Origin of the sequence: Bacillus sp. 3103sda1 (assembly GCF_024159135.1) — a bacterium.
Lineage (GTDB): Bacteria > Bacillota > Bacilli > Bacillales > Bacillaceae_G > Bacillus_A > Bacillus_A rhizoplanae.
The window spans coordinates 1,960,798-1,984,587 of record NZ_JAMYWS010000001.1 but is presented as its reverse complement, the minus strand read 5'-3'; the positions used below and the strand labels follow the sequence as shown (position 1 = coordinate 1,984,587).

Here is a 23,790-nt window from a genome sequence, read left to right as displayed (position 1 = left end):
GGAAACATGCTATGCAAGAAAAACTATTTCTTTATTTATAGTTTCCATATATGAATCATCATTCCTGTATTACTTTTATATTTATATAAAAAATTTACAAAAGACATGACAATATTAAAAAAAAGGAAACATGTTACAGACCGGGAATGACATCCTCACCTCAATATTCAGAGGAAGCAAAAAATGAGTGGAGATAAGGTCCCTACTAATAAAAGTTTCACTTTATTCCCTTATCTCCGCTAACCAATGCTGAAAAATATTTAATAGTTCTTTTTTCCCTGCTAGCCTCTCTTCTCCCTTTTTCGTTTTATACGGATACAATTGTAAAAACACACCACAACCTGCTTCAATTTTTTTCGCATGCATATTGCTTCCTGGATATACACATATGACTTCATAAATCGCACGGCGATGAAATAATCGTTTTCCATTCTGCTTTTCTACATATTTAATTGACCAATATTTGTACATCTGTTCGGTTGCTTTCGTATTTCCAACTGGTTGAAAAATGTTATACATCGGACTATACTTCACTTCAATAATAATAGATGATTGATATTCATAAGCAGTTTCTCCTCTTTTATAACAATCAATACGGATATCCGGCTTTTTTGTGTCTTCTCCATTATAAAAATGACTATTTTTACTAAGCGCAATAAGCGGATGTGTTTCAATTAAATCATTAAAAGCCACATGCAGCTGCAAATCTTTATTGTCTAACACAATTGTTGTTCCATCTTGTAAACCGTCTAAATAAAAATAAGATTGAATTTGCTCTGCAATTGACAGGGAATCAACAAAACCAATCTCTTGTAAAATTGCAATAACAGTAAAATACGCAAAGTACTCATAAATTAAAAATGTCGGCTTATAAACAAATAAAAACGATGGTTCTAATTCATTGCGATGCAGTGAGAACTCAAGTTGATGTAATAATTGATGATATACAGGAGGCAGCGAATGTGTTGTAAGTGTAACTTCTTCCCGAATCCCTCTCCAAAACGGCGTATATAGAAGATATGAAAAATATGTGAGTGTACTTTGCAAAATTGTATAGAGAACTTTATATTCTTGGATTTTCATTGCCATTTTGCGTAGGTCAGTGTCTTTTAACAAGTGGATGTTGCGATATTTTTGTTTATCTCGTTCGGTCACAGATCCATTTCGTTCAATCGTTTGTAAAATAGTATGCACTGCTTTTTTCTCTTCTCTCCGCGTTTGTTGTGCACTCTCTAGTTTCTGAATGGTTTCGCGTAAAAATGAATCAATTTCTAATAACTTATTATAAAATTGATTCGTTTTATATTTCACATAGCCATTTTCTTTACTATGCTTTTGCTCCCTAAAGCAGCGATTATACCATTTTGCATATGGCTTTTTCTCATGTGTAATGATGCTTTTTCTTGTTGGTTTTCTCTCTCTCATCTCCCATGTATACTCTTGTTCAAAATTTGTTTTTTTCTGCACTTCATAATATAACTGCTTTACTTTTTTCATTTTTTGCGGCAGTGCACGGAGTATGCGCATATATGAATAATCTTCAATATCTGTAAACGTAACAAACGTCTTTTTATAATACCCACGATCTAAAATAATTCCACCTAGCACAGACTTTACATATTGCTGAATTAACTCTAGCTGATCATCAAAAAAGTTTTTCGGAACAATTTGAAATGCTCCATAAAATAATTCTTCTCCAACCTGCACTTCAAAATGATATACACCACAGCGCCATGGATATAAATAGTCTGTTTTACCATGCTCATACAGTAAAACAGTACGTTGTCGTTCATTAAGTTCATATTTCCATTCCATATGTTGCTTTTGCCCTTCATATACTTTATTCCAAATAAACGTAATCTTTATTGACTTTTGTGATTGTATATGTAGCCGGAGCGGTTTTAATTCTTGAATTTTGTACACACACGAAGAAATTGTAAATGGCGAAGTACAAAGTTTATTCAATACAATATGCTCACCCTTCTCTTCTGCCCCTACTATTATTTTCAGCACAAAAGGAAGCCTCTCCCCTGTCTCTATAATTTCTGTTTCACACGCACTCTCATTTAACATATCCGTACAGCTCCAATTCTCGCCGTTTCTGCTTCATATACATTAGAGAATGTTCAAAAGTTGATACACGATTTGCAAGTGCTGATTGCAGCAATTGTACAAGAGACATCTCTTTTTTTCCCTCTTCACGAAGCAATGCACCAATTGTCGCTTCTGTACCGCGTAACTTCGTTAAAATACGTTGTTTTATTTGCAGGTCAAATGCTTCTTCACGGCTTATTAACAAAGATCGGCCTTCATCACATGGAATATTGTTCAAATAAGATGCAATTGCTGATGCAACGCGAAAAGAAATTCCTTTTGAAGTATCGTGATGAAATAACAGTTGATGCATTTTATCTAATAACTCTAATTCTTCATCTGTAAATACATCAAGCATTGCCTTGCGATAAACCCAGTTCATTCGAAATTCTAATGCAGAAACAGAAAATGCAAACGGAAGATGTAGCATTTTTTTCTCCACCATACTCATCTCACAAAATGGAATTTTTTGAAGTAATACAACATTTACACGATCTAATAAACGGTCAGATAGCTCCTTTGTTGTTTCATCAAAATTAACTGTACCAATAAAAATGATATTATCACCAATTTCAATTTGTGCTGGTATATCCTGTTCTTTTTCATTACAAGCTGCATACAAAGATAAAATACGATTTTTCCGATCTAACTGCAGGAGAGATAAAAAAGGAGTAAACCAATGCTCAATATACGACATATTCATTTCATCAAATACAATCATATATAATTGATTTGGGTTTTCAGCTGCTTCCAAAAGTGTTCGTACAAGTTTTGTTTCACTTTCCATGTACGTTCCATTTGAATGTAGATAGCCTAGTACATCATGAGGTTCTTGATAGGATGGTGACACCGGAATCCAAATAAAATTTTTCCCAAACGTTAATCCGAGTGCTTCCGCATAGGTTTGCACAAATTGTGATTTTCCAATACCAGGCATACCGCCTACTATTGTTAATAGATTTGTTTTTACACAAACATGAAAATTGTAAATATCGCTCTCATCAATATATAATTCTTTTTCTGCGATAATTTGCTTTACATATTGTAAAAAAGAATGTTCACGTTCATTCCATTCGTTTCCTTTCTCTTCTTTACATGTATCGATAATTTCAATTTGTTTTCCACTCTCTTTTACTTGCTTTTCTAGCTGTTCATACACTTCTGTACGAACAAAAAACAAGCTATTCTCGACATTCATCTCGGCATATTGCACCCAATCGTCTACATCAAGGTAACGAACATCCCCCCTCTGCTCCCGATATGTAATAGCACTAATCGAAGGCTTCAAAAATATATTCCCATATATCCGTCCTTCATACCATAACAACTCTGGCGTACCAAAATCATGCGGAAATTTTGGTATCAAAAATGAAACATATCCTTTTCCAAGTTTTCTTTCAAATGCTTCTCTCGCCTTTGGAGCTGATAATTTAGGAGAAGGAATCACTTTATAGGAATTTGCTATTTCTCGTTCTTCAGCACGTATTAATTCCACATATAAAGCGCCTCCTGTATAAGAAAGACGAAATAACAACAATTGTTTTTCTCTTTTTCCTTCTTTTATACTTGCAAAAAACTTTTCATTTTGTTTATTTTTATATAAACCCTCAAATATATAAGAACGTCCTCCAAAAGCAGCTTCAATTATATTTGGAATTGGTGAAAGACAAACGACAAAAAACGAGCCTTTCCTATCCTTTTGCTCTTCTACAAATTTTCCAACAAAACGCATATGCTGCAATCTTTTTACAAAGCTTGGATGAAGAGCTTTCTCCAGTTTCATCTCACTCACCTTCTTTTTTCGATGCTTTTATCATTGTATGAACAATAAAAGCAAACTAGAAACAAAAAACCTGACGCTTATCGTCAGGTTAAATGAAAGCCTTCTTTTTCTTGAGAAATTGCATTGTGAGCAATCCTCATTTTTGTTAGTACATAACGTAATGTATCTTCCGCATTCTCATCTCCGTGTATATGCATATTGGCTAAAACTTCTACAGAACACGCTAAATTCTCTACCGCTCCGCGCAGTTCGGGATGTCGATTAAAGAACGATTCTTGCACTAATAATTTTTGAACGTCTTTTGCTAACTCCGCAATTCGCACCAATTTTTCCGTCTCTTTCATAACAATCCCTCCTACACACCGTATAAACTAACTATTCTGCCAATTACTAAAAATCCCTGCTATTTCTATAAAAATGATACATAAGAAACTACGTAAACGAAACAAGTTGCTATTAAATAAATCATATTCACCAATAAAAAAGGACTTATGCTCACACTTTAGCATAAATCCTTTTTTTGGATTGATATGTTTACATTCCAATCTTTCCGGTAGCTAACATATAAATAGACGCACACGCTGCAAGTAAAATGACAATCATCACATATTGTTCGCCACGAGTAAAACATCGATTCCCTTTTTCTTTTCTTGCAGCGACATACACGATAAGTCCAATACCATATACTAAAGAAACAAGTAATAGGTTTTTCAATCCAGCTGCATACACAAGCCAGAAACCATATACTGATGCCATAATAGCAAGTATCCCATCTTTCAATCTATTTCCTTCATATGCTTTTGTAATCACTAATTTCAATTGATATAGTGCTGAAAATACATATGGAAGTAAAATCGATGTCGATGCAATAAAATACATAATCTGATATGTGGATGCTGAAAATAACACAATAATAAATATTGTTTGGGCAACACAGTTTGAAATCCATAATGCCATATGTGGTGTATGATTTTTATTCGTTTTTGTAAATACCTTTGGAAACACACCGTCTTTTCCAGCCACGTGAGAAATTTCCGAAACGAGTAAAAACCAACCAATTAAAGTACCAATAAGAGAAGCAATTAATCCTATGTTAATAACAAACGCTCCCCATGAACCAACGACATGTTCTAGTACCTGTCCCATTGACGGCGTTTCAAGTGCTGCTAATTCTTCTCGTGGCATCGCCCCTAGCGATAAAACAGAAATTAAAATATAAATACTCATTACTAGCAGTAAACCAAATACAGTTGCTTTACCAACATCACGGCTACGTTTTGCTCGTCCAGATAAAACAACTGCCCCCTCTACGCCAACAAATACCCAAAGCGTAACGAGCATCGTGTTCTTCACTTGTCCAAGTACAGAAGATAATGAGACTGTACCTTTCCCCCAAAAGTCATGCGTAAATGTATCCCAACTAAACGCAGTAACCATAATGACTATAAATAATAAAATTGGAACAAGCTTACCAATTGTCGCAATAAAGTTCATAATAGAGGCTTCACGAATTCCAAGTAAAATAAGAAAATGAAGCGTCCACAATACGAGTGATGCACCGATGATTGCCGGGACATTATTGCCGCCTTTAAAAATTGGGAAAAAATATGCTAATGTGTTAAATAACATCATAATTGTTGCAACGTTACCTAATATTCCAGCAATCCAATATCCCCATGCGCTGTTAAATCCAATATACTCTCCAAAGCCAGCGCGTGCATAACTATAAATACCGCCCTCAAGTTCAGGCTTTCGATATGCCAAAGATTGATATACGAGGGCAAGTGGAATCATTCCTAGTGCTGTAATACACCAACCAATTAAGGTAGCACCGCTGTTTGCTCCTACTGCTAAATCGTGCGGTAAACTAAATGCCCCTCCTCCAACCATTGTTCCTACTACAAGTGCGATTAATGGAAAAAATCCTAATTTCTTTTCTATTGGTATCACCCCGTCTGCAATTTCTTGATGCGTTCATTCCGCTCTACCAGGCATTCATATTATGAGTCATTTATATATCAAATACGTACCCTGAAAATGACGAACCGTTTCATTTTATATTCTTTCAGAAAAACATTACTTATTCTAAAAGAAAACGAGCAAAAATGGAATACTTTTTCGAAAAAAAGTATAAGTATGCACAAAAAAAGTCGTTTCTTTTTGTATAAACGACTTTTTTAAGGTTATATTTGTAAATTATGTCTATTTCAATAGTCCTTCTTTTTGTAAAAATTCATGTGCTACGTTCTCTGCTGCTTTCCCTTCTACATTCACTTCATAATTCATTTTACGCATTTCTTCATCAGTAATTTTCCCAGCAAGTTTGTTTAGTGATTTTTCAATCTCTGGATATTTCTTTAACGTTTCTTCGCGTAATAATGGTGCTCCTTGATAGGGCGGAAATAAACCTCTATCATCTTCTAGTACTTGTAGACCATATTGCTGTAATTCACTGTCTGTTGAATAAGCATCAATGACATTTACATCACCAGATTGAACCGCACTATAACGCAGCTTCGGTTCCATTGTTTTTAAATTTGGAAACTGTATATTATATAGCTTTTGTATTCCTTTATATCCGTCTTCTCTATCTGCAAATTCAAGTGTAAATCCAGCTTTCATTTGAGAAGAGACGTTTTTCAAATCAGAAATAGTCTTTATGTTATACTGCTCCGCTATTTGTTTTGGTACCGCTAATGCGTATGTATTGTTATATTTCATCGGTTTTAACAGCTTCATATTATATTTCTGCTCCATGCCATTTCGCGCCTGCTCATATACTTCTTGACGATCTGTACTTTTTGGCTCTTCTTTTACGAAAGTTGATAATGCTGTTCCTGTAAATTCCGGATAAATATCAATTTCTCCGGATTTTAATGCTTCGAATACAAAAGATGTTTTTCCAAAACCTGGTCTTGTTTCTACTTTTAAATCGGTATCCTGCTCAATTAATTGTTTATACATCTGAATTAAAATTTCCGGTTCTGAGCCAATCTTACCAGCAATTATGATATCTTTCTTCTGTGTACTCCAAAGAAAAGGTGCAATTGTGATTACGGCTACAGCAACTATTGTAATCACTGTTCGCCTTGGTGAAAATCTTACATGCTCGATTATGCGTAGTACTCCATCAAAGAACAATGCTAATAGTGCAGCTGGAATAGCACCTAACAAAATAAGAGCATAATCATTTCGATCAATTCCAAGCAAGATAAACTTTCCTAATCCTCCGCCTCCAATTAAAGCAGCTAATGTCGCCGTACCAACAATTAGTACCATTGCTGTCCGAATCCCTGCCATAATAAAGGGCCAGGCAAGTGGTATTTCTACTTTCCATAATCGTCTCCAACCATTCATCCCCATCGCTCTTGCTGCCTCAATTAGAGATGGATCTAGTTTGCGAATACCTGTATATGTATTTCTTAATATAGGAAGCAACGCATAAATAACAAGAGCAATTATAGCTGGAACCTTTCCGATACCAACTAATGGAATTAATAATCCAAGAAGCGCTAAGGAAGGAATGGTTTGCATCACAGCAGAAGTACCAATAACCCATTCGGCAATGCGTTCTCGTCTTGTTAACAAAATTCCAAGCGGAACCGCGATAAGAACTGCGAAAAATAAAGCAATCAACGAAATTTGCAAATGTTCCAAAAGAGCACTTAACAGTTCTTGTTTACGCTCTTGCATCGTTTGTAATAATGCTGACACTGTCTATCCCCTTTCTTTCATTTGATTTACTATGAACGATATGTTGACTTGTTAATGTACCAATATATGTACCGTTTTGTTCGATTGGTATTTCTTTTTCATGTTCTAAACGAAGTAAAGCATCTTGCAAGGTAACTTCAGTCGAAAGTGGGATACCGCCAACTCGTTTCCCTTCTTGTGCAAATATGGATACTATATCCTCTACTTTTCTATTATCATACCAAGATGATAATCGCGGCTTCCCAATAAATTCTTCTACAAATACATTTGCGGGATTTTGTAAAATCACTTCTGGCGTATCAAGTTGGACAACTCTTCCATCTTTCATTATACAAATGCGATCACCAAGCGATAACGCTTCTTGCATATCATGTGTTACGAAGACAATTGTTTTTTGAATCTTTCTTTGCAAGGCTACTAAATCACGTTGCAGCTGCTCACGACTTAAAGGGTCAAGTGCACTAAATGGCTCATCCATTAAAACAATTTTCGGATTAGCAGCAAGTGCCCGCACAACACCAACACGCTGCTTTTGACCGCCAGATAATTCATCTGGCATACGTCCCCTATATATATTAGGATCTAAACCAACCATTTCTAACAATTCATCAACACGCTTTTGAATTTTCGATTTACTCCATTTGCGCATTTCTGGTACAACCGCAATATTTTCTGAAATTGTCATATGCGGAAATAATGCAATTTGTTGCAAGACATATCCAATATCCCATCGTAATTCATGAATGTTATAATCCCGAATGTTCTTTCCATCAATAAAAATGGCGCCTTCTGTTGTTTCGATTAATCTATTAATCATTTTCATTGTCGTTGTTTTCCCGCATCCACTCGGGCCAATCAGAACAAAAAATTCTCCTTTACGAATCTCTAACTGTAGAGAGTCTACTGCTTTCGTTCCATCATCAAATGTTTTTGAAACACGTTCAAATTGAATCACATACACAACTCCTTTTTCATTCTCTCTTCCATTCTCACGGAAATTCGAGCTATTTTCAAATGATTTGTTTTTTCAAAAATAAAAAAGAGCTCTATTTTGAGCTCTAATGATCCACTAAAATTGTTTTCATAATAGCAACATATTCACGTATATATGCCTTTTTCTTTGAACGCTTTGGCGTTGGTGCAGCAAGCGATTCCATCCTCATCCCTAAACGATTTGCAATAATTTTTGTTCGGTATAAATGATAAGTGTTACTTACTACAACCGCATGCTTCACATCATATAAATCTATAGAAAACTTTATATTTTCATATGTACTTGTAGAACGATCTTCGAGTAAAATCCGTTCATTTTCAATACCGTTTGCCATTAAATAACGGCACATACTAAGTGCTTCTGGAATATCCTCGTCGTCTCCTTGTCCACCAGATACAACTACTTTTACTTTTGGATGCATCCGTAAATAACCTAGCGCTGCATCTAATCGATATTGCAGTGATAATGATGGTTTATCTCCAAATAATTTTGCACCTAAAACTAAAACATATGGCGCTGTACGACTTACTTTTTCATTGGCAGTTTTCTTAATGCGGTATGTCATATACACAACGTATAATGGCGGCAATAACAACAGTAATAATAAAAACCATTTATTCATATAGCAGTTCTCTCCCTTTCTTTTTATTATATAAAAGAAAGGGATTATGCAGAAGTACTTTATCTTGTGGTCCGCACTTGATTTCAACAAATAGCAATGTATCATATTATATATATATATATATATAAAGATTTATAGAGATTGAATTTAAAAGCCTGTATCTATGATTACTAAGTAATCATAGATACAGGCTTTCTTATATATAAACCGTATTTCTTGTTGAAGAATCACACCCGTTAGTTTAAGTATAATAATTCACAATCAAACTTCTAAGTTCTTCCTATTAACTCTTACCCACATGGAACGCCATTTTTTTAGATAATCCATAATGTTCACATGATTTAAAAAACACCATCAAAATAATGGTGTTTTTTGTCCATCTGGGAGTAACAGAAAGAATTGCTTAGCAAAGTTTAGGTAGCTAATAGAAGGGAGCGGCTTAAAAATGCTAATTTTTCTCCATAACCATTTTTCAAGGGTACCCCTTAAAGATCAGATCCATCTTTCAGTAACACTCGTGTTATTCGGGACTATTTCTGACTGCGCTGCATCTCCTGCCTCTCCATATAACTGCGCATCTGTCGCATATATTCGGGTGCGTCCATCGGATTCCCAGCAATCATTTCAATGATACAGAGTCTTTCGGCACGTTCCTTTTCAGCTTGGGTTATAGCTTGATCAAGCTCTCCATAGGTCCGGACCGTAACGGTAAACGCGTTGCCTCCAAAGACTTCGGCCAGCTTAGTGTAAGACCATCGAGGAATTTGGTTGTACTTTTGATCCTCTGTTTTGACATTCAAATATTTCTCAATCGTATAACCATCGTTGTTCAAGACAAAGATTATAGGCTTGCAGCCGTAATAGAGCATGGAACTGATCTCCTGGGCTGTTAGTTGCAAGGAGCCGTCACCTGTAAACAGCAATACCCGGCGTTCCGGCGCAGCGATAATGGCACCGAACGCCGAGGGGGTTGCGTAACCGATGGATCCCCAGCCTCCTTGCCCAATATATGTTACATTGCTCGGCAGTCTCACCTCAGCCATTCCATTGTAGAACGTTCCTGTCTCGGCAATCACAATATCGCCTTCTTTCAGCATGCGCTGAAAAAGGGGATAATAGCCGGCCGCCATTAGAGGCTCTTCAGCACTAGCTGTGACTTGATCGTAAGGGAATAACAAATTTCCCGCCAAACCTTGACCTATGTAACCCACCTTCTGCACTGCAAGCAGCATGTCGGCTGCAAAAACATTTGGATATTCCGCCTCAGCGACCTTGACCATGTCCGGTTGAATATTGATAGTCACCAGCGGGTTCAGCTTTGCGGTAAAATTCGCGGTGTTGGTGTCCGCCCATAACATCCCGACCGCAATGATACAGTCTGCATTTTCCACCGTACTTTGGACTTCAGAACTTCCGAAAGAGCCTAGGTACATTCCGATATAATTTGGATGGGTTTCGTCGAATGCCCCCTTCCCAAGCATCATCGTCACAATAGGCACGTTCATAGCGTCGGCCAGCCGCCGAACTGCTGTCTGAAGGCCAAAGCGCATTGTTTTGACATCCACCAGGATAACCGGCCTGTGAGCACGCTCTAGCAGCCGACGGACGTGATCCGCCGCAGCCTGAAGGGTTTTTAGGTTGGACGTTGGACGCGGCGGCATCGGCTCTTTCCGGGCAGTGATCGGCTTATTCACTAAATCATCTGCCACAACCAGATATACCGGCTTTTTCTTTTCCTTAGCAATGCGAATCGCAGCCGGAATTTCAATCTTGGCGTTATCCGGCGTAAGCACCGCGGTATAAACCGTAATCTGCTCATACATCTTCCGGAAGATACTAAAATTTCCATCCATTAGGGTGTGGTGCATCAGCTTATGCTCCTTTTGATCTTTCTCAGGAGGCGCACCCACAATGTGAATTATTGGCACATGCTCGCTGTTGGCTCCCGCTATCGCATTGCAGGCGCTGAGCTCCCCGACCCCGAAGGTCGTAATAAGAGCGGACATGCCTTTGATTCTTGCGTAGCCATCCGCAGCATAACCCGAGTTTAGTTCGTTCCTTCCATTTATAAACCGGATGCCGTTATACCGCTCCAGAGCATCAAGCAGTGTAAAATTATAGTCCCCTGCGACGCCGAAAATTTCGGTAATGCCCTCCATCTTCAAGCAATCGAACAAATACTGGCCAACTGTTTTTTGAGCCGTTCCGGTTGATGAGCCAGAACCGCCCTCCGCCATCATGTTGTCCATCGCTCACTCACTCCTTATCCATTTCTTGGGCTTGTTCTGTGTAATAGTACCCTTTTAATAGTTCCCTTTCATTGAACAGCTTATCCGGCATGCGGAGCGATGAGCGATCTTCTGTGCGTTATATCCTTTAATTATTTTGTTCAAGTAATAGTAAAGTAAGGCATTGACGAAATGATATTATAAAAAAAGATAGTAGGGATAATCAATCCTTACTATCTTTACTGTTGATATTTATAAGTCTTTAAATTAAATCCTCGATGTTTCTAGCCTTGACGCTGCCCTGCATTTTGGGCATTGCGTGCTTTCTTTGAAGAAGTATGATCCTGCGTTTGATTTCCTTTATGCTTAGCAGAACCTAATGCTTTTGTTTTTCCCATATCATTTCACACCTTTTTTAGAATGTTACATCTATAGGATGTGTATTAGATTCGCTACTATACAACCGTTTTATTGGTAATATGAACTCGTTCCTGTCGCTGCATTTTCACATACAAAAATCCCATACACGCTGCGCCAATTAATAATATGCTCAGTGCATAAAACGGAACCATAACACCAATTTGGGACACAAATGTTGTAAAGGCAAGAAGAAGAATGACGCGTACTCCTGTACCAACAAACCGAAATAGACTGTCCACACGGCCAATTACTTCGTTTGGAACTTGTTCCATCATGAGTACATTGCGTGCAACACGTGTACCAGCATTTCCAATCGCCATAAAAATAGCAAGACCATATAGTAAAAAGACTGATGGTTTTATAATCATTACGGTAATTGAAATTGTATAAATGAACATCGTTAATACAATTGACACTTCTGTTTTTACATATTTCATAAGAATTGGAATTCCAATTCCTGCAAGCATTGCACCGATACCGTACATCATTCCTTCCGTACCATATACGGATCCACTTTCCTTTAACACATCCGAAATGTACACAGGCATTAAATAGTTTGTCATCATGACACCGATAAACGGCATATATGTCGCAAATAGAAACCAAAATAATTTCTTTCTTTTCTTCATAAAATGAACGCCTTCAAAAATTTGCTTTGTGAATGGTTGTTTTCCGCTTTCTGTACTCCGTCTTGTATAAGGAATAAATGATAATAATACAAATGCGCCTACATACGCTAACATATTGATAAATAAAATCCATTTCACAGCAACAATTGTAATCATAAAACTGGCAACCGCACCAGCGATAACTTGTGTCAATTGTCCTTGTATTTCCATCGTTCCACTTAATGATTTATAATGCTCCGATGCAAACACTTCTTGATTAAAGGCGAAAATGTTCGGATAAAATACTAAATAATAAAATGAACCTGTTATATACAGCACAATATAATGTATTGTTTCATAAGAATGACCTGTAAATCCCCAACATACCATAATACTGACAGCAATTGCTCCAATGGCTTCATTCACTAAGAGTAGCGTTTTACGAGAAAAACGATCAATACAATGTCCAATAAACGGTGTACACAAAAACATAACAAGTGTGGATATAATCGAAATATAACCAAACATGGTATTTCCACCTGGTGACGTTACAAGTAGCCACGAAATCGTAATCATCGTAATACCGGAGCCAATGGCAGATAAGCTATTGGCTCCAAGAATATAGTACAACCGAGAATCACGATAAAGAGATGACATATTAATCAGCTCCTAACTGTTTTTTCAGTTCTGGAAAGATGCTCATGTATACTCTCAATTCTTTTAATAAATCCGCAATCAGTGGTTTTGCCTCTTCACCTAGTTCTTCGTTCTGTACATGAAGACTATCAATAACAACTTGTTTCGGAATGACATTTGCATATACCCCTCTTGCAACAATACGCATACTATTTAATGCGTTTATACCGCCTTTACCGCCGCCTGCAACTGCAAGAAGTCCAACCGGCTTATGCATAAACTCGCTGCTTCCAAGAAAATCAAATGCATTTTTCAATGCACCGCTCATCGCATTATGATACTCAGGTGTGCATAGTACAACACCATCTGCTTCTTTTACAAGTTTCTTTAATTTTGTTACTGCTTGTAATTCATATTGAGAATTTTCTCCGTTATATAATGGAAGCGCCTCAACAGCTAAATCATATAATTCTCCTTTATAAGCCTCCGCAATATGCTTTGCAATGACGCGAGTTTTACCAGATTTACGTGGTGTACCGTTAATTACAACTAGTTTCATGATTATTTCTCTCCCTTGTTTGAATTTCTATATTTATATTATCAGAAAATTACCTCTTATAACCCGTAAGAAAGACGGAAAACGATTGAGAAAATAGTATGAAAAAATAAAACAGGAATTCATACTTTCGTATGAGTTCCTGTTTTATTTTAATTAATCCTTCCTATACAACACCGTGCTTTACCGCATACAGGGCCGCTTGCGTTCGATCATCTACATTTAATTTAGCAAGAACATTTGAAACATGCGTTTTTACGGTTTGTTCTGTAATATGTAGCTCTGCTGCAATTTCTTTATTACTTCTCCCTTTGGCAATTTCTCGCAGCACTTCTTTTTCCCGCTTCGTTAACATAGATAAACTATCTTGCTTTATCTCAACTGTTGCTGGGCGTCCTAATAAAGCAGGGGTTATTTTTGGATGGAAATTAGTATTTCCTTGATGAACTGCAATAATTGAAGCTACAAGTTGATCCGGTTGTACTTCTTTTAATTGATATCCATCTGCACCTGCTTCGAGTGCCGGAAGAACATAATCTTGTTCTGAAAAACTGCTTAACATAAGTATTTTAATAGATGGATCATATTGTTTCATACGCTTCGTCGCTTCGATTCCGTCCATTTTCGGCATCGATACATCCATTAATACAACATCAGGTCGTTCTTTTTGAATAAATTGCAACGCTTCTTCTCCATCTCCCACTTCACCAATAATATCAAATTCTTCTTTTGTTTTTAAAAAGAAAACAAGACCTCTTCGTACAATATGATGGTCCTCTACAAGTAATAGTTTTATTTTCAATGAATTTCCCCCTTCAAATGGGTAATTGAATCCCCAGTTTCGTTCCTTCTCCAGGTTTCGTTTGAATATGAAACTTTCCTTTCATTAACTCAATACGCTCCTGCATATTTTTTAAACCAAGCGCAGAATCTCTTACTTTTTCTTTCATAAATCCTACTCCGTCATCCTCAATCTGAAACTTCAACATATTATTTTCTATTTTTAAGTGTACAAATACTTTTTCGCAAGATGCGTGTTTTTTACAATTATGGAGCGCCTCTTGGCTAATACGCCATAGCATTTCTTCCATTTCATCGCTTATCGAAATAACTCCATCAATTCGCATAGTTACATGGATACCAAGTAAATTCCCATAATTCTGAATCGCTTCAGCAAGGCCCTTTTCTAAACCCTCAGGCCGTAATTGCCAAATTAATAATGTCATCTCTTGCAGTGCCTCTTGTGATAACTCTCCTATATACATCAACATCTCTTGTAATTCTTTATTTTTCGTCATATCAATCGTTCCTCTAGCTGTTAACATAATTGAAAAGAGAAGTTGTTTGACAGAATCATGTAAATCACGTGCTAATCGATTTCTTTCTGCAATGACTACATATTTTCGTTCTTTCTCAACCAGTTTAATACGTTGAATTGTTGTCCCGATTTGAAAGGAAATGGCTTCTAATAAAGCTAATTCTTCTTCTGTAAAGTGCATTTTATGAGGAGAAGCAACATTTAATAATCCAAACTTTTCTTCTCCTGCTTGAAGCGGAATCGTCGCATGATGAGTAATACTCTCTGTTTCTCCCCATTTATTTTCAATCGCATCTTCTATTCGCTTACATTCAATAATATTTGTTGCTTTTTGCAAACGTCCAGCAACAAATCGATCAATACACCAACAATCTCCTTCACACATTGGTTTCTTTTCTTCCCATGTAAGTGCTGGTGGCAAATTTGTATCAACAAGCATTCGATGCGTTCCTTTTTCATCAATAAAAAAAATCCATCCTGTTTGTAAATTCATAACTTGCAATAGCGTATGTAGTACCTTTTCTAACATTTCCTGCAAATCAGTCGCTTCATTTAATAACTCGGCAATTTCTTTTAACGCTTGTAATCGATGCATTTGCTTTTCATTTTCATTCATGTTCATCACCATTTCCCATTATAACATCAAGAAAATTCTAAATACTACGAATGGAGGGAAATTTCTATCACCAATTAAATCTTGAAATAAAGGATTTTACTACTCATAAATATAAGAATTAAAAAATCACATCTTTCTTTCATATAAAGGAATTAGAAGGAAATATAAGGAAGATATACAGAGGAATTGCTATCAATGAAAATTTTTGTACGCTAAAACAGGGTAAGAAAGGTGCGAGAGAATTGAGTTTATTAAACAAGTTAATTAAACAAGCTAAAAATCCACAAGGTTTTGTCGGTTCAACTATGCTATGTATCATGAATGTAGTTCATACAAATATGACAAAATGGACTTTAAGTAAGATTAAAATGAAAGAACGTGTGACAATATTAGATATAGGTTGCGGTGGAGGAAAAACAGTACATACTCTCTCTAAAATGAATCCATATGGAAAAGTATACGGTATAGATTATTCCGAAAAAGCAGTAGAGAACTCTATAAAAATGAATAAAGAAAATGTGAATTCAGGGAAAGTTCTTATAAAAAAAGCAAGCGTATCTTCTATGCCTTTTTCAAATCACCTTTTTGATATGATTACTGCATTTCAAACACATTATTTTTGGCCAAATTTAGAAAGTGATGTAAAAGAAATATTTCGAGTATTAAAACCAAATGGCTATTTTGTCATTACGGCTGAACTCTATAAAATAAACTATCATATGACACAATTTAAAACAAAAGAAGCTATAGAAAAACTACTAAAAGAAACCGGCTATAACAATGTGGAATTTCATGAATATAGAGGATCGATTTGTATAGTTGCAATAAAATAACGAAACCGCCAGAATCCCTATTCTTCTGGCGGTTTTTTCTTCCTACTTTACTTCAGCATTTAAACAAGACTTAAAATGCTGTAATGCAAACTCGTGCCCTTGTTCATTAAATGAGGCAACTGCTTTTTCGTATACTACGATACGAAATCCTTTGTTATAAGCATCCACTGCTGTATGTAACACACAAATATCCGTACAAACACCTACAAGATGCACTTCTTGTACCCCTCTTTCTCGCAATTTGATTTCTAAGTCCGTTCCAGCAAAAGCGCTGTACCTTGTTTTATCCATGTAGTATACATTTTCATCATCTTTGTATTTTTCATATACATTTTGCAATTCACCGTATAAGCCTCTTCCTTTTGTACCCGCTATATTATGCGGTGGAAATAATCTAGCCTCTGGATGATAAGAATCATTTTCTACATGTTTATCGATGGCGAACACAACATAATCCCCAGTTTCAATATGCTGCTTCGTTATTTCTACAAGCTGCTCTTCTATAACTTGCGCTGGTTTTCCGCACGTTAGGGCCCCATCTTTCGCTACGAAATCATATGTATAATCAATATTAATAAGTGCTCGTTTCATCTTTTCTCTTCCTTTCGTTTCACAGTAAACAATAGAAAACGCGTTATAACGACGCCTTATTACATATTCGACATTTGTAATGAAAATCCCTATAAAGTGAAACTTCCATCAATTTTTTTTCATCCCTCACCTATCTTCTTCGCTTTCTCCGAATCTTGAGGTGAGAGTCTTACTGCTCAAAAGTAGCGGGGTAACAACAAAAGAAACCTGCTCCTAGAGCAGATTTCTTCTTATTGTGCTGGTTTATTTTCAAACTTCGCCTGGGCAAAGTTGATTACTTTTCCATTCGGATCATTATTTTCATACTGGATTGCTGCTACGGTATGAACACCTGGTTGTAGTGTCTCTTCTTTTAATGCAATTGTCGTTTGTGTTATTTTCCTTACTTGATGCTTTTCTTCAAATTGTTTATCAACGTATACATATGTTTCTTTATCCTCTTGGAAATTCGAAAGTTCAATTTCCACTTTTTGGATAATCGTATCTTTTTTGATAAATACTACAGGCACATTCCCATTTTCTGATGTACCATCCGGAGTAATAACTTTCACTGTTCCTTCACCAACTGAAGTTACTCCTTCTGGGAATGAATATTTGATTTCTTGCTGCGCATTAACAGTTTGTTCTTGTTGTGTTTCTTCCGTCACTTTCTTGTCTTTTGTTGCTCCGCAGCCCACTAACAACATAACAGATAATCCAGTGATTATGAATTTTTTCAAAATCCATTCCCCCTGTATCTTAATGTTAATTTATTATCTAAACATAACTTTTAAATATATACATTTATTTGAAACACTTTCATAATCGAAGCATGTTATTTACACAACTAACTGTACCACACTTATCCCTCTATTATCATCATTATTTTTCCAAGAAATTTTTAGTAAATCCTTTTCAGCATTCTTTATAACCTATTAATTATATATTTCCTTCATTTCTACATGAAAAATAATCTTAGTCCTTACAACTAAGATTATTTTAACATTTATCTCTATTAATAGGAGTCTTACTTTATTTGATAAATTTCGTAATTTCCGCTACTTCTTTTCGAGCTAACTTTTTCGGCTGATCCTTTGGATGGCCTAACGAAATAACCATATTAATTTGTTTATCAGATTCGATTTGTAAATAGCTTCTTAGCTCATCCTGTGCTAATAACACCGGTCCTGTCATTGGACATGTACCAAGACCACGAGCATGGGCTGCGAGCATTAAGTTTTGTGCAGCTAAACAGCTGCTTTTAATTCCTTCTTCCTCCCAAATAGACTCTGGAACAAAATCAATCGGATCAAAAATCTTTTCACGAAACTTAGACTGATATGGCGTTGCTAAACAGATGATTAAAACAGGCGCATCTGAAAAAGCTGTTGCGTATGGTCCAAAAGAACGAGTCAATAACTTCGCTGCTTTTTCTTCTCCTTTTTCTGTAGCCTCTTCTGCTCGTTTATGTAATGCATTCCATGTCATTTCTTCTATGTCTTTGATTTTGTCACGATTCATGATAACGACAAATTCCCACGTTTGCGAATTTGTATCACTCGGTGCATATCTCGCACAATCGATGATTTCTTCAATATCCTCCACAGAAACATCTTGCTCTGTAAATTTACGAACGCTACGGCGCCCATGAATAATATCTTTGAATGCTTGATAATCCATATAACTCCAAATCCCCTTTTATAACGTTTTCAAAATCCCTACTTGTCTGATTATATCATATAACAAAAAAAGCTGGACATGTTCCAGCTTTTTAAGCATTTATTTACTTTTAACACCTAATAAAAACCATTTTTATTGTATCCCGCATTGACGGGCAGTAAGATCCCCACCTCAAGATTCAGAGAGAAGCAAAGACGATAGACGGGGGATAACTGCCCGTAAAAGCCCGATTGGTGAGAGCTTTCCATCAGTGGAGGATGAAGAACCCCCCCACTGATGGAAGTTTCACTTTATGTTAGCAGTATAAACACTTTCTTTATACGCTGCCTGCAACTTTCTTATAACTCGTTGTTCTTCCGTTTGATACCAATCTTCTCCAATTTGCGTTACTGGTACAATTTCAATAGGTGTAGCTGTAAAAAAACACTCCTCCGCTTCATATACTTCTTGAAGAGAAAATTGGCGTTCTTCTACAGGGATATTCAGCTGCTTTGCTAAGGAAATAACGTGATGACGTGTAATTCCATACAAAATAAATTGATTCGCAGGGTGTGTAATAAGAGTTCCATCTTTAACAATAAAGAAATTAGAATGACATCCTTCCGTTACAATACCATTACGAACTAAAATTGCTTCATAATAGCCTTCTTTTGCAATTTTATTTTTAATCATGATATTAGGAAGTAAATTGAGAGATTTAATATGACAACGGTGCCAACGTATATCTTCCGTTACTGTCACTTTAATTCCATCTTCCATAAGAGTAGTTGGCCTCGGAAATGGTACGATATTTGCGTAGTATGTAGGTTGGAGATTTAATTCGAACAAGTGATTTCTAGGTTGTACACCTCTCGAAATTTGAATATATACATTCCCATCTTCTTTAAATTGATTTTTCTCAATCAATTGCTGCAGTTGAGAAATAAGTTCTTCTTTTGTAAATGGCGGTTCTAATTCAATTTCCTCCATAGATTGGAAGAAACGATCTAAATGGAGATCTAATAAATGAGGCTTCCCATCATATAAACGAAATACTTCATATACTCCATCCCCAAACTGTAATCCTCTCTCTTCTAATGAAATCATTGGTTCTTTCTCTTTCGTATTCACGATGCTTCCATTAAATAAAATCCAATCTTTATAAACACTTTTCATAATCTCTCGCCTCCTCTTCATAAGTACTTCCATTGTACAACTTAAATTACTTAAAAAGTAAGAATTTTCACTCTTTTATACAACAAAAAGCTTCTCTACATTTATTGTTATTCTTAAGAAAATTATAAAATTAATTTGTAAAAGATAAAATTACAGTAACGTGAATTACTCCTCCCTTAAATGCTAACACAATCTACAAAAGGACTTGCTCATAACATATATATATACATAAAATATTAGACGCGAACCGTTTAAGGTATCTAATTCTCACGGTTTTTATCTCTTAAAAAGGGGGGGATTAGCTTGGGGTTTCTCGAAGGATATAATAGTTTCAGCGGGGCATTTTCGCCTTTAATTGTACGTTCTATTCATTTTTATAGTCAGAATTGGAAGCAGCGATTTCACAGGAAACAGCTCCAAAAACTGCGAATGAATAAAAGAAGACGTTATTATCTCAAGCAATTATCATAACGGAAAGCTTCTTTGTACATTGAAAAAGTATAATTTTCTACTCACAAAAACTAGGGGCCCCTGTAAAATACAAGGAACCCTAGTTTTTTGGTATACATCCCATTTTAAAGATTTATTTGACGAAATTAAGATAAAGTGAAACTTCCATCAGTGGGGGGTTTTCTTCATCCTCCACCTACCTTCTTTGCTTTTCTCTCAACCTTGAGGTGGGGGTCTTACTGCCCGCAAATAGCGGGATAAACAAAAACCGTCTTATGAAAGACGGTTCCTATCATCCCGTTTCAACCAATTTAAAATAAAAATATAAGTTTGATAGTGAACATATCTGATACAAAATAAACAGAATAGAATTCCCATACCAATACAGCTATATAACAAGCCTAATTTCAAAAAAATTGCAATTGGTGGTGGAAAAAGAGTGACTTTTTGCAAAGTATATAGTGCAAGAAACAATATTGAAAACAAAGGGAAATATTGCCATTCATATGGTGTACGCTTCTTGTTCAATATATTTTTCACAAGTAATTGAAATAACTCTGCAAATAAAAAACAGCCTAGAACTGCAATAAGCGCTAGCGTCATTCCCATACACTTCCCACCTTATTTTATAATGTACTGATAAAATAACACATCTTGCCACTCATTAAACTTATAGCCAACTTCTCGAAAACATCCTACATATGTAAATCCCATCTGTTCATGCAGCTTCACACTTATGTCATTCCCCTTTGTAATCCCAGCAATAATAGTATGATGCCTCAATTCCTCTGCTAATTGAAGTACGCGCTCTATCAATTTTTTCGCAATACCTTTTCCGCGCGCCTGCTTTTCCACATAAACTGAAATTTCTACTGTTTGCTTATATGCCTCTTTTTCTCGAAATGGAGATAAAGAGCAATACCCAAGTACGATACCATCTTCTTCAGCAACGATGATTGGATACATTTCATTATGTGTATCAAACCACATATTCATTTCTGCTAATGATTTCTCTTGCAAATCAAATGTAGCGGTTGTATGTACAATTGCATCATTATATATATGTAAAATAGCTCTTACATCTTCCCTATTTGCGCTGCGAATTTCCATTTCTTCGTCTCCCCCATTACAGTTGCTTTATATAAACATGATTATTTTGTTGAAAGCCAAGTTGTTCAAAAAATGCTTTTACCCTTTCATTCTTATCTATAAGTGTGATTTCAATCTCTTCCACGTCGTCTCTTTTGACGATTTCTTCAAACGTATAATAAGCATTTGTTCCATATCCGTATCCTTCATAATCATGATGAATGAGAAGATAAGATAAAATCGCTTTATTTTGTTGCAAAGTGTAATCAATAATCCCTACGTATGTATCGTCTGCTTTTATACAATACACTACATCTTGAACAGGTAGATTATGAGAAAAAAACATTTCTTCTATTACTAGCCTTGTTTCATCTATCACCTTTTCAAACGTTAACATAACTATTTCACCTTCATTCTTATTATTATTGTATCAAGTAGGACAAGTATTTATGAAAAAAACCTTAAGATAACAATGTTATCTTAAGGTTTTCTATTTATACTAAGCTATAAGCACGCTTTGTTTCTTCATGGAACACATTTGTATCATATTTATGCTCAACAAAAATTTGATGCCATACCATAAATGCAAGTACTGTCCAAATTTTACGGCTGTAATCGCCTTTATCTGCACAATGTGCTTCTAATAAGTTTAATACGTACTGCTTGTCGATTAAATGCTCTGTTTTGCTTTCTTTAATGATATTTACAGCCCAATCATGCATTTCATCTTTTAACCAGTGACGTATTGGTACTGGAAAGCCTAGCTTCTTACGATCCAATACGTGATCCGGTACAATACCGCGTACTGCTTCACGTAAAATTGCTTTTGTTGTACCGTTTGCAATTTTTAATTCTGTTGGAATTTTAGATGCAACATCAAATACTTCTTTATCTAAAAATGGTACGCGAAGTTCTAATGAATGTGCCATTGTCATTTTATCAGCTTTTAATAAAATGTCGCCGCGCAGCCATGTGAACATGTCAATGTATTGCATTTTGCTTACATCGTCGTAGTTCTTAATATCATCATACAATGGCTTCGTAATATCCATGTAATTAACACTCTCATTGTAGTGCTTCATAAGTGCTGCTTTTTCTTCTTCACGGAAAATTTTCGCATTTCCATAGTAACGCTCTTCGATCGGTGTACATCCGCGCTCTAAGAAGCTTTTTCCTTTGAACCCTTCTTTTAATGCACCACTTAACGCTTTTAACACACGTTTTCCTGGGCTAGGGATGTAAGAGAACATTTTTAAAGAGTTTGGCTCACGATAAATGTTATATCCGCCAAACAGCTCGTCTGAACCTTCACCAGAAAGAACAACCGTTACATGTTTACGTGCTTCTTTTGCAACGAAGTACAATGGTACAGCTGCTGGATCCGCTAATGGATCATCCATATGCCACATAATTTTTGGGAATTCATCCATAAATTCTTGCGGTGTTACGAATACGCTATAGTTTTTTACACCTAATTTTTCTGCTGTTTCTTTCGCTACGTCAACCTCACTAAAACCACGACGATCAAAGCCAACAGAGAAAGTTAATAGATTTGGATTCATTTCTTTTGCAATAGACGCGATAATCGATGAATCGATACCACCAGATAAGAATGAACCTACTGGTACATCACTGCGCATATGCATTTTCACAGAATCGTATAATACGTCACGAATTGCTTGAATATGCTCTTCTTTTGTCGCATCAGATGCATTGAAATATGGTTGCCAATAACGACGGATTTCCATCTCTTTACCAAGCTCTTTTACAAAGTAATGACCTGGCTCAATTTTGTTAATATCCACTGTTAATGTTTCAGGCTCTGGAGCATATTGATACGTAAAGTAATGTTGTAGAGAAGCTGGGTTAACCCCTTTATCTTCCATCACATGTAAGATACTTTTCTTTTCAGATGCAAAGAATGTTGTATCCTCGTGCTGCGCAACGTAAAGCGGTTTAATACCGAAATGATCACGCGCACCGAAAAGTTTTTTCTCTTCGCGATCCCAAATCATAAATGCAAACATACCACGAAGGTAATCTACACATTTTTCTTTCATATGAGCATATAATGCAATGATTACTTCTGTATCAGATTGTGTCGCAAATGTTGCACCTTTTTCAAGAAGCATTTCGCGAAGCTCTACATAGTTATAAATTTCACCATTAAAAATAATTACATAACGATCATTTTCATACGTTAACGGCTGATGTCCTGCCTCTAAGTCAATAATACTTAAACGGCGGAAGCCAAATTGTACGTGTTCATCACGGAAGTACCCTTCATCGTCTGGACCACGGTGAAAGATAATCGTATTCATATTTTCAAATTGATGTTTTTCTTCTGCCGAAAACTCTCTAGGGTTTTCACATAAACATCCTACAAAACCACACATACTTTCTTACCCTCTTTCGGTTTTCATT

At 36.0% G+C, this 23,790-nt stretch carries 21 protein-coding genes; 1 reads left to right on the top strand and 20 read right to left on the bottom strand.

Annotation, left to right across the window (positions count from 1 at the left end):
• Positions 1 to 222 precede the first annotated feature (222 nt).
• The 12 genes from NKR74_RS09915 to NKR74_RS09860 all read right to left on the bottom strand — a co-directional run bounded on the left by NKR74_RS09915 (position 223) and on the right by NKR74_RS09860 (position 15,589).
• Entirely contained in the window at positions 223 to 2,073 is a 1,851-nt protein-coding gene (locus NKR74_RS09915; RefSeq protein WP_253629422.1) for a hypothetical protein, read from the bottom strand.
• Positions 2,063 to 3,877 (bottom strand): AAA family ATPase, encoded by a 1,815-nt coding sequence (locus NKR74_RS09910; RefSeq protein WP_253629421.1) that lies wholly within the window; start codon positions 3,875 to 3,877, stop codon positions 2,063 to 2,065. Before NKR74_RS09910 ends, NKR74_RS09915 begins: the two co-directional genes overlap by 11 nt.
• A gap of 83 nt (positions 3,878 to 3,960) precedes the next feature.
• Entirely contained in the window at positions 3,961 to 4,221 is a 261-nt protein-coding gene (locus NKR74_RS09905; RefSeq protein ID WP_098307236.1) for a LemA domain protein, read from the bottom strand.
• A 190-nt stretch (positions 4,222 to 4,411) separates the two neighbouring features.
• Positions 4,412 to 5,839: a basic amino acid/polyamine antiporter gene (locus tag NKR74_RS09900; protein WP_253631125.1), complete on the bottom strand. Its 1,428-nt coding sequence runs from the start codon at positions 5,837 to 5,839 to the stop codon at positions 4,412 to 4,414.
• Between the two features lie 240 nt (positions 5,840 to 6,079).
• Positions 6,080 to 7,570 carry an ABC transporter permease/substrate-binding protein gene (locus tag NKR74_RS09895; RefSeq protein ID WP_301287796.1) on the bottom strand — a complete coding sequence of 497 codons (1,491 nt, stop codon included), beginning with the start codon at positions 7,568 to 7,570 and terminating at the stop codon, positions 6,080 to 6,082.
• The gene (locus tag NKR74_RS09890; protein WP_253629419.1) at positions 7,557 to 8,546 is read right to left on the bottom strand and encodes an ABC transporter ATP-binding protein; all 990 of its coding nucleotides are present in this window, start codon (positions 8,544 to 8,546) and stop codon (positions 7,557 to 7,559) included. Before NKR74_RS09890 ends, NKR74_RS09895 begins: the two co-directional genes overlap by 14 nt.
• Before the next feature lie 103 nt (positions 8,547 to 8,649).
• Entirely contained in the window at positions 8,650 to 9,207 is a 558-nt protein-coding gene (locus NKR74_RS09885; protein ID WP_253629418.1) for a YdcF family protein, read from the bottom strand.
• A gap of 530 nt (positions 9,208 to 9,737) precedes the next feature.
• Entirely contained in the window at positions 9,738 to 11,456 is a 1,719-nt protein-coding gene (locus tag NKR74_RS09880) for an alpha-keto acid decarboxylase family protein (RefSeq protein ID WP_253629417.1), read from the bottom strand.
• Positions 11,457 to 11,890: 434 nt separating this feature from the next.
• Entirely contained in the window at positions 11,891 to 13,120 is a 1,230-nt protein-coding gene (locus NKR74_RS09875; protein ID WP_253629416.1) for an MFS transporter, read from the bottom strand.
• Between the two features lies 1 nt (position 13,121).
• Positions 13,122 to 13,658, bottom strand: coding sequence for an NADPH-dependent FMN reductase (locus tag NKR74_RS09870; RefSeq protein ID WP_253629415.1), 537 nt, complete (start codon positions 13,656 to 13,658; stop codon positions 13,122 to 13,124).
• A 163-nt stretch (positions 13,659 to 13,821) separates the two neighbouring features.
• Positions 13,822 to 14,457, bottom strand: a complete 636-nt coding sequence (locus tag NKR74_RS09865; RefSeq protein ID WP_253629414.1) for a response regulator — start codon at positions 14,455 to 14,457, stop codon at positions 13,822 to 13,824.
• A 13-nt stretch (positions 14,458 to 14,470) separates the two neighbouring features.
• Positions 14,471 to 15,589, bottom strand: coding sequence for a GAF domain-containing sensor histidine kinase (locus tag NKR74_RS09860; RefSeq protein WP_301287795.1), 1,119 nt, complete (start codon positions 15,587 to 15,589; stop codon positions 14,471 to 14,473).
• A 242-nt stretch (positions 15,590 to 15,831) separates the two neighbouring features.
• On the opposite strand from NKR74_RS09860, the gene NKR74_RS09855 reads away from it, so the two are divergent.
• Complete coding sequence (locus NKR74_RS09855) at positions 15,832 to 16,422, top strand: class I SAM-dependent methyltransferase (RefSeq protein ID WP_253629413.1); 591 nt, start codon at positions 15,832 to 15,834, stop codon at positions 16,420 to 16,422.
• A 42-nt stretch (positions 16,423 to 16,464) separates the two neighbouring features.
• Here NKR74_RS09855 and NKR74_RS09850 read toward each other — a convergent pair whose 3' ends face one another.
• From NKR74_RS09850 to asnB, 8 genes are all read right to left on the bottom strand, one after another.
• Entirely contained in the window at positions 16,465 to 17,013 is a 549-nt protein-coding gene (locus NKR74_RS09850) for a cysteine hydrolase family protein (protein WP_253629412.1), read from the bottom strand.
• A gap of 230 nt (positions 17,014 to 17,243) precedes the next feature.
• Positions 17,244 to 17,732 carry a putative periplasmic lipoprotein gene (locus tag NKR74_RS09845; protein WP_253629411.1) on the bottom strand — a complete coding sequence of 163 codons (489 nt, stop codon included), beginning with the start codon at positions 17,730 to 17,732 and terminating at the stop codon, positions 17,244 to 17,246.
• 292 nt (positions 17,733 to 18,024) lie between these two features.
• Positions 18,025 to 18,672 carry a nitroreductase family protein gene (locus NKR74_RS09840; protein WP_253629410.1) on the bottom strand — a complete coding sequence of 216 codons (648 nt, stop codon included), beginning with the start codon at positions 18,670 to 18,672 and terminating at the stop codon, positions 18,025 to 18,027.
• A gap of 285 nt (positions 18,673 to 18,957) precedes the next feature.
• Complete coding sequence (dat, locus tag NKR74_RS09835; protein WP_253629409.1) at positions 18,958 to 19,827, bottom strand: D-amino-acid transaminase; 870 nt, start codon at positions 19,825 to 19,827, stop codon at positions 18,958 to 18,960.
• Positions 19,828 to 20,550: 723 nt separating this feature from the next.
• Positions 20,551 to 20,880 carry a hypothetical protein gene (locus NKR74_RS09830; RefSeq protein ID WP_253631123.1) on the bottom strand — a complete coding sequence of 110 codons (330 nt, stop codon included), beginning with the start codon at positions 20,878 to 20,880 and terminating at the stop codon, positions 20,551 to 20,553.
• A gap of 18 nt (positions 20,881 to 20,898) precedes the next feature.
• Positions 20,899 to 21,387, bottom strand: a complete 489-nt coding sequence (locus NKR74_RS09825) for a GNAT family N-acetyltransferase (protein ID WP_253629408.1) — start codon at positions 21,385 to 21,387, stop codon at positions 20,899 to 20,901.
• 16 nt (positions 21,388 to 21,403) lie between these two features.
• Positions 21,404 to 21,763 (bottom strand): GNAT family N-acetyltransferase, encoded by a 360-nt coding sequence (locus tag NKR74_RS09820; protein ID WP_253629407.1) that lies wholly within the window; start codon positions 21,761 to 21,763, stop codon positions 21,404 to 21,406.
• Between the two features lie 97 nt (positions 21,764 to 21,860).
• Positions 21,861 to 23,762, bottom strand: a complete 1,902-nt coding sequence (gene asnB, locus NKR74_RS09815; RefSeq protein ID WP_253629406.1) for an asparagine synthase (glutamine-hydrolyzing) — start codon at positions 23,760 to 23,762, stop codon at positions 21,861 to 21,863.
• Positions 23,763 to 23,790 lie beyond the last annotated feature (28 nt).